The following is a 7,818-nucleotide window of genomic DNA, read 5'->3' as shown; positions in this document are numbered from 1 at the left end:
GTCAATCAGGCGCTGTTAATACTCCAACGCTATTACGGGAAGCCCTGAAGTCGCCAATCACTCTAAGGAAGCAGCGTACTTGTCATGCTTTTTTGACTATAGTCATGGATAAGGGATTGCGACAAAGCGCCGCACCTGTACACCCGTTGCCGGCCTTTGCGTCAGGACCGCGGGAATGAATAAAAATTCCGGAGACCAGACCATGATTCATCACGTAGTGGGGCTATTTACCCATCCCGACCAGGAATGGCGCGAGATCAAGGGTGAAGAAGAAACCATCGGTCACATGTATCTCACGCATGTGCTCCTGCTGGCAGCTATTCCTGCTGTTTCGGCTTATATCGGAACCACCCAGATAGGCTGGGCCATCGGCAGCCTGGATGCGGTGCGGCTGACCACCACCAGCGCCTTGCAGATGACGGTTCTGTCCTATCTTGCCATGCTGGCCGGTGTGGCAGTGATGGGTGCCTTCATTCACTGGATGGCTCGCACCTACGATTCCAATCCCACGCTGTCTGACTGCATTGTTTTCGCCGCATACACCGCCACGCCGCTATTCATTGCCGGCCTCGCTGCGCTCTATCCGAGCCTCTGGTTGGGTATGCTGGTGGGCACGGCGGCGGTCTGCTACACCGTATACCTGTTGTATCAGGGCATCCCGATCTTCATGGGCATTTCCAGTGAAGAGGGCTTCATGTTTTCCAGTTCCATTCTGGCTGTGGGCCTGGTGGTGCTGGTTGCGATGATGGCCACCTCGGTTATCTTCTGGGGTATGGGCGTCGGTCCGATATACCTTCGCTGATCCGGAGGCTCTTGCCGGGGCGCACTTCCGGCACGGGCTTCCTGTCTGGGCATTGCCCCTTGTCGGCCATCTGGCCGGCAGGGGGTTTTGTTTTTTCAGGATGCGGTTTGCGGTTACCATAGCGGTTTTTCAGCATCCGGATCATTCGCCATGAGCCTGAGTGTCAACCAGAACAAACTGCAGAAGCGCCTGCGTCGTCTCACCGCAGAGGCCATTACCGAATACGCGATGATCGAGGACGGCGACAAGGTGATGGTCTGCCTGTCCGGCGGCAAGGACAGCTACACGATGCTGGACATGTTGTTGCATCTGCAGCGGGTCGCGCCGATCCGCTTCGAGCTGGTGGCGGTCAATCTCGACCAGAAGCAGCCAGGCTTTCCGGAAGATGTATTACCGGCCTACCTGGAAGCGCTCGGCGTTTCCTACCATATCCTCGAGCGCGATACCTATTCCATCGTCAGAGAGAAGATCCCCGAGGGCAAGACCACCTGCTCGCTGTGCTCACGCCTGCGTCGCGGCAACCTGTACACCTTCGCCGACGAGATCGGCGCCAACCGTCTGGCGCTGGGTCACCATCGTGACGATATCGTCGAGACCTTTTTTCTGAACATGTTCCACGGTGGCAGCCTCAAGGCAATGCCGCCGAAGTTGCGCTCGGATGATGGTCGCAATGTAGTGATTCGTCCGCTGGCGTTCTGTAGCGAGAAGGATATCGCCGCCTATGCCGACCTGCAGGCATTCCCGATCATTCCATGCAACCTGTGCGGCTCCCAGGAGAACCTGCAGCGCAAGGTGATCAAGGAGATGCTGCAGGGTTGGGAGCGGGAGAATCCGGGTCGGATCGAGAGCATTTTCCGTTCGCTACGCCATGTGCATCCCTCGCAGCTGGCGGACAACAGCCTGTTCGATTTTGTCAGCCTGAAGGTCGACGAGCAGGCCACGCCACGTTTTCTCAATGTCATGAATCTCTGACCGATCCTCGATTCGGTCCAGCCAGAATGGGGGCTCGCAGTGAAAAGCTACCAACAGCTTGAGGAGTATTGCCTGAACCGTTTTGGTTCGCGCGCTGCCCTGGAGGCAAATCTGCCGACCCCCCGCGACATGGAGACCCTGCGCGGCATAACAGAGGATCGTTATCTCTCGACCCTGGCCTTGCGGGTATTTCGCGCCGGGCTCAAGCACAGCCTGGTGGATGCCAAGTGGCCTGCATTCGAGCAGGCCTTTTTCGGTTTCGATCCGGACAAGGTGGTGCTGATGGGCGGTGAGCACATCGAGCGGCTGATGCAGGACAAGCGGCTGATACGGCACCTGGGAAAACTGCGCAGCGTGCCGCGCAATGCCCAGATGGTAATCGACATGCGTACCGAATACGGCAGCATGGGTAACCTGATCGCGGACTGGCCGGTGACAGACATAACCGGCCTGTGGCGGTTGCTGCAGCGTCAGGGTAATCAGCTTGGCGGGTTGTCGTCGCCGCGTTTTCTGCGCATGGTCGGCAAGGACAGTTTCGTGGTGACGGGGGATGTGGCCGCGGCCCTGAAGGCACGTGGCGTGGTGGACAAGCCGCCGACCAGTCAGCGGGATCTGGCGGCCACCCAGGCATTTTTCAACCAGTTGCATGCCGACAGTGGTCGTCCGATGTGCCAGCTTTCGATGATGCTGGCCTATACCGTTAATCACTGAAAACACTATGGTGCTTGACCTCAGGGGTATCCGCGGGCACTGTTGCGCAATACAGATGCTCTAAAGATTCTCACGAGACTGACGCATGCGACTGAAATTACTGATTATTCCGTGCCTGATTGCGACCCTTGTCGGGTGTGCCAGTGCACCTGATCAGCCCGGCGTCGGCCATTCTGCCCGCAATGGCGGTGCTGCTTCGCTGGTGGACGCCAAGACCGCCAGTCCGTTTTCGCCGACCAATAACGAAGTCATCTTTCGCGCTTTCAGTCTGATCGGAACCCCCTATCGTTGGGGCGGCAGCTCCCCCGATACCGGTTTCGACTGCAGTGGCCTGATCAACTATGTCTATCGCGAAGCGGCGGGTGTCACCCTGCCGCGCACCACCGCCGGATTGACCGCGCTGAAGAGTCAGGCACCGTCCCAGGATCTGATGCCGGGCGATCTGGTTCTGTTCGCAATGAGCGGCAGAAGCGTTGACCATGCCGGTATCTATGTCGGTGAAGGGCGTTTTCTCCACGCGCCAAGCAGTGGTGGGAAAGTGCGTATCGATGAGCTGCAGGCCAGCTACTGGCAGAGCACCTTCAAAGGGGCGCGGCGGGTTTTGCGCTGATCAGCTGAATGCAACCAGTAGCAACGTGAGTCCGTTGTAAACCGCATGTGCGGCTACGCACAACCATAGCTGATCGTATCTCCAGCGCAGCCAGCCGAGGCCCGCGCCCAGTAGCGCAATCACCACCACCCCACCCGCACTGTAGAAACTGTGCAGCAAGGCAAAGATCAGTGTGCTGGCTGGCAATGCCACCCATAGACCCGGGCGGGTGCGCTGCAGGGCCTTGAACAGCCAGCCGCGGAAAATGACCTCTTCAGCCAGTGGCACCCAGAAGGTAGCCACCGCTACCGCGCCGACCAGACGCCATGCCTGCAGATCCAGTATCGGGGTAAGCGCCTGTGGCTGCGCCGGGTCCGCGGGCAGGAGATCCGGTGAGGGCAGCTTCAGATCCAGCCAGTTGGCCAGTGGATTGGCGATCAACACCATGGTTACCGCGAGCAACAACGCCGGTACCAGCCCGCCCGGTGAGAAGCCATGACCCACCAGCCAGGCGAGCGGATCGCGGGGATGCAGGAGCCAGGCGATGACCAGGCTGCCCAGCATCAACAGTCCGGTGAACAACACATCGAGCACCAGAAACTGCGTATCGATATGCAGTACGTTTCCCAAGTGCTGCATGATCTGGCCGGCGGCCCAATGACTGACGGCTGCCAGGCCGGCGTAGGCTACCGCCAGGCGGAGCAGGATCAGCGCATCATCCAGCGCGTGCTGGCTGGGATCGGGAAGCGCAGTAAATCGGCGCATCAGCGGGTGCGGCCGCTATAGGGATTGCAGGCGGTCAATCAGGCGTCCTGATTCAGTCAGTTCGAGGAACTCGTCGCCGAGCCGTTCACTCTCGGCCATCGTCTTGCGCCAGTACATCTCCCGCTCGTTGTCATTGCCGAGGAAGCGGGTGAAATCCTTGCGGTCAGGCAGTTTGCCGTAGGGCAGGGTGGCCAGGTATTCGCGCGACGGGGCGAGAAGCAGCACGCTCTTGAGTTGCTGCAGATCACCCTTGCGCCAGGGCAGGGTCTTGTCAAACCAGCCAGGCACGACTCGATCGACGAAGTGTGGGTAAAGCACTACCCCCGGGGCCTGGTAGGGCAGGTCCAGGTGGTAGTCGAGCAGGCCGCCGTCACGGTAGACGCCCTCGCTGGCGCCCGGGATATCGCGTACCGCCTCCATGACCATCGGAATCGAGCCCGATGCAAGCAGGGCCGGGCGCAGGTTTTCTGCGGTCAGGCTGATATGACTGCTGACAAAGTCCTGGAAATCGGCCAGCGGCGGCCTTTGGCGGGGGTCGTGCAATATCACTCGCTCGAAGAAGCGCTTGAGATGGCGCCGGCCCAGCAGGTTGGCGCCGATGACGCCGCTCAGGCCCAGACCCAGCCGGGAGCGGGTGTCATGTCGCAGCAGGCCCAGGCTCTTCACTACCACGATATTCAGCTGGTACAGCGGATTGGTCAGTATGCTGGAGGCCTGCTCGCCCAACAGGTCGTCGAGCATGATGGCGCAGCGTTGACTGATTTCACTGATGGTGATGCCCTTGGGAAAGCGCTGGGAAGTATACAGCTCGCCCAGGTTGCGCAGCCCGGCAACAGGGTCGGGCAGACAGGCGCTGGCAAAGCGCCAACTACCGATAGAGGCGCCAATCAGGCTGCGCGGCTGCGCCACCCGTGGCAGCCAGTCACCAAACAGTGCCAGATCAAGCCCCTGGATGCCCAGTGCCTTGGGTCCGCCGGCAGCGCCGGGGATCATGTGCACATCGGCGGGCTGCAGCCCGTGCTCGCGGATGTGCGCCAGGGCCTGGCTGCCGGCACGCAGGGTCAGCGCCGGGCTGGAGATATGAATAGCGGTCATGCGGTGTCCTTGCTGCAAGCCGTTGGATGCGGCTTGCTTCCTGTACCGGTTTGTTTCAGTTCGAGGATACAGGATACAAGCCTACGCAAATTGCAGACATTTTTCTGCAAGGTCAGATCAATGACGTGTCGATATCCACCAGCAGCAAATGGCGGCTGTCGTCGATAAACAGGCCTGAGGTGATGCAGTATTGATTGCTCGTGGCATCGCGGTAGCGGCTGGACAGAATGATACGGCTGCCCTGGCCGGCCTCCGAAAGTATCTGATAGAAGTAGGGTCGCCATGACCAGTTGTGATCCAGATAACGCGGATCTGGCTGCCAGCGGTTGTCGGTCCACTCGTAGTTAGGCGAGATCTGCGTCCCATGGGCGTCGCACAGGAAGCAGCGCAGCAACCAGGGGTATTGTGTGGGTGAGGGCAGGTCCGCCGGATCGCCGCCCTTGGCCAGCCACTGCACCAGTTCGGCGAACAGGCTTCCGAGAATTTCACGCAGTTGCGCGAGCTTTTCTCTTTCTGCCAACTTGCTCCGCGCGTAGTCGTCACGCATGCGCGAGAACTCAGCCTGTACGGCGTCTGCGGGTATAAAATTCTCCGCCGGATGGGCAAACAGATAGCCTTGGACATATCGCGCCCCGCATTCGAGGGCGAAGTGCAATTCCTGTTCGGTTTCCACCCCTTCGGCAATGATCCAGCAACCGCTCTTTTCTGCCATAAGGGCCAGCGCCTTGACGAAGTCGCCGCTGTTGCCCTTGCCGCTGGCTGCGCGGCGAAACAGCTGGATATCCAGCTTCAGAATATCCGGCTCCAGCGCGAGCACCCGGTCGAGCATGGATGAGCCGGCGCCAAAATCGTCAATGGCGATGCGTATGCCGGCCTCGCGATAGCGGCGCACCGCGTCGCTGAGGTCCTGGATATTGCCCTGCAATTCGGTTATCTCGAACACCACCTGTTCCGGCGGTAAACCGATTTCTTCAAGCAGTTGAAGGCTGGGCAGCGGTTCGCCGGGTACCAGCTGGCTGACCCAGAGGGGAGAAATGTTCACGCTGATGAAGCCGGCCGGGCTGTCCCGGAATGCTTCGAGCGCTTGGCGTCGGATAGTGCGGTCGAGTTCAAGAAGGTCGACCGGATCGACTGTCGGGTCGGTAAACAGCGGACCGGCGCTGACAATCTGTCCCTGATCGTCCTTGAGCCGGGCCAGGGCCTCATAACCTGCTATGCGCCCGGTGGCGGTATCGATCAGAGGCTGGAAGAAAGGAAGGGGTTGACCATTGAACACAATAAACTCCATTTGCGGGGCATTCGAACCAGCCCCTTATGCAAGATTATAGCCAGAGACTGGATAAAGCGCGTTGTGGCTGATGTTTCGGGGTATGGCGGCAAGCCTGGAAAGGGTAATCATGTCGCCTGATGGTGCATACGTGGGCGTTCTGGTATGTCAATTGCACTGCTGTGGTGAGTACATGTGCGACTGGCGCACCTAATCGGTGCCTGATTCGTCGCATCGGTACATAAACCCTTTTCAACTAACTGAATAAAAAGAGAAAAATTTACCAGATAGAATTTTCGTTCTTCGGCTTTGTCCTGAGCTCGCGTGCATTTTGCACCAATGATGATCATTTCATGCCTGTTGTGCGTTTATCTGGTGCATTTCTCGAAAAGAGGCTCAGCTAATGGAAAACCTGCACAGCGCAGTGGAAACACTGATGCACGGCGCAAACACGATGTTTCTTCTGATGGGTGCGGTCATGGTCCTGGCCATGCACGCCGGCTTTGCATTTCTGGAAGTCGGTACGGTACGACAGAAGAACCAGGTCAATGCGTTATCCAAGATTATCAGCGACTTCGCCATTTCCGGCGTCGCCTATTTCTTTGTCGGTTACTGGATCGCCTACGGCGTGACTTTCTTTCACGGCGCCGAGGCGCTGACAGAACAGAACGGTTACTCGCTGGTAAAGTTCTTCTTCCTGATGACTTTCGCTGCGGCGATCCCGGCTATCATCTCCGGCGGCATTGCCGAGCGCGCACGGTTTGCGCCGCAGCTGTTGGCATCGCTGCTGATTGTGGGCCTGATCTATCCGTTCTTCGAGGGCTTGGTGTGGAACGGGAACTACGGTTTGCAGGGCTGGATGGAGGCGAGCTTCGGTGCGCCTTTCCATGACTTTGCTGGCTCGGTGGTGGTGCACGCTGTCGGCGGTTGGCTTGCGCTGGGTGCGGTGCTGATGCTGGGCGCGCGCCGCGGGCGCTATCGCGATGGCAATGTGGTGGCCATGCCCCCCTCGAACATTCCGTTTCTGGCCCTGGGCGCATGGATCCTGACCATCGGCTGGTTCGGCTTCAATGTGATGTCGGCACAGACCCTGGACGGTATCAGCGGTCTGGTGGCGGTCAATTCGTTGATGGCGATGGTCGGCGGTACGCTGGCGGCGTTGCTGGTCGGTCGGTTCGACCCCGGGTTTCTGCACAACGGACCGCTGGCCGGGCTGGTGGCGGTATGTGCCGGCTCCGATCTGATGCACCCGATTGGTGCTCTGGCAACCGGCGCGGTGGCGGGCGGGCTGTTCGTCTGGGCCTTTATCCTGACCCAGAATCACCTGAAGATCGATGATGTGCTCGGTGTCTGGCCCTTGCATGGTCTCTGCGGTGTCTGGGGCGGCGTGGCTGCGGGCATTTTTGGTACGCAGGCGCTCGGTGGGCTTGGTGGCGTTAGCCTGATGTCCCAGATCGTCGGTTCACTCGCCGGTGCTGCCTTTGCATTGGCCGGCGGCGTGCTGGTTTACGGTTTGATCAAGGCAGTTACCGGAATTCGCCTCAGCGAGGAGGACGAGTTCCAGGGCGCGGACCTGGCGATCCACAAGATTGGGGCTACTTCGGAGGATTGATCGGG

At 59.4% G+C, this 7,818-nt stretch carries 8 protein-coding genes; 5 read left to right on the top strand and 3 right to left on the bottom strand.

Annotated elements, in window-relative coordinates; translation table 11 throughout:
- Window positions 1–202: 202 nt before the first annotated feature.
- The 4 genes from ABYA88_RS14185 (at window position 203) to ABYA88_RS14170 (ending at window position 3,095) form a co-directional block, all read left to right on the top strand.
- Complete coding sequence (locus ABYA88_RS14185) at window positions 203–802, top strand: Yip1 family protein (RefSeq protein WP_373188046.1); 600 nt, start codon at window positions 203–205, stop codon at window positions 800–802.
- Between the two features lie 150 nt (window positions 803–952).
- A complete protein-coding gene (gene ttcA, locus ABYA88_RS14180) occupies window positions 953–1,774 on the top strand; it encodes a tRNA 2-thiocytidine(32) synthetase TtcA (RefSeq protein WP_373188045.1) in 822 nt (273 codons plus the stop codon).
- Between the two features lie 39 nt (window positions 1,775–1,813).
- Window positions 1,814–2,485 (top strand): DNA-3-methyladenine glycosylase I, encoded by a 672-nt coding sequence (locus tag ABYA88_RS14175; protein WP_373188044.1) that lies wholly within the window; start codon window positions 1,814–1,816, stop codon window positions 2,483–2,485.
- 85 nt (window positions 2,486–2,570) lie between these two features.
- Window positions 2,571–3,095 (top strand): C40 family peptidase, encoded by a 525-nt coding sequence (locus ABYA88_RS14170; protein WP_373188043.1) that lies wholly within the window; start codon window positions 2,571–2,573, stop codon window positions 3,093–3,095.
- Here ABYA88_RS14170 and ABYA88_RS14165 read toward each other — a convergent pair whose 3' ends face one another.
- The 3 genes from ABYA88_RS14165 to ABYA88_RS14155 form a co-directional block, all read right to left on the bottom strand.
- Window positions 3,096–3,839, bottom strand: a complete 744-nt coding sequence (locus ABYA88_RS14165; protein ID WP_373188042.1) for a lysostaphin resistance A-like protein — start codon at window positions 3,837–3,839, stop codon at window positions 3,096–3,098.
- A gap of 15 nt (window positions 3,840–3,854) precedes the next feature.
- Window positions 3,855–4,934 (bottom strand): patatin-like phospholipase family protein, encoded by a 1,080-nt coding sequence (locus tag ABYA88_RS14160; protein WP_373188041.1) that lies wholly within the window; start codon window positions 4,932–4,934, stop codon window positions 3,855–3,857.
- Between the two features lie 112 nt (window positions 4,935–5,046).
- Entirely contained in the window at window positions 5,047–6,210 is a 1,164-nt protein-coding gene (locus ABYA88_RS14155) for an EAL domain-containing protein (RefSeq protein WP_373188040.1), read from the bottom strand.
- Between the two features lie 394 nt (window positions 6,211–6,604).
- Between ABYA88_RS14155 and ABYA88_RS14150 the strand changes: the two genes are divergently transcribed.
- The gene (locus ABYA88_RS14150; RefSeq protein ID WP_373188039.1) at window positions 6,605–7,813 is read left to right on the top strand and encodes an ammonium transporter; all 1,209 of its coding nucleotides are present in this window, start codon (window positions 6,605–6,607) and stop codon (window positions 7,811–7,813) included.
- Window positions 7,814–7,818: the final 5 nt, after the last annotated feature.

The sequence above is a fragment of the Halopseudomonas sp. genome, from assembly GCF_041579695.1.
Lineage (GTDB): Bacteria > Pseudomonadota > Gammaproteobacteria > Pseudomonadales > Pseudomonadaceae > Halopseudomonas.
This window is presented reverse-complemented; position numbering and strand designations above follow the sequence as displayed.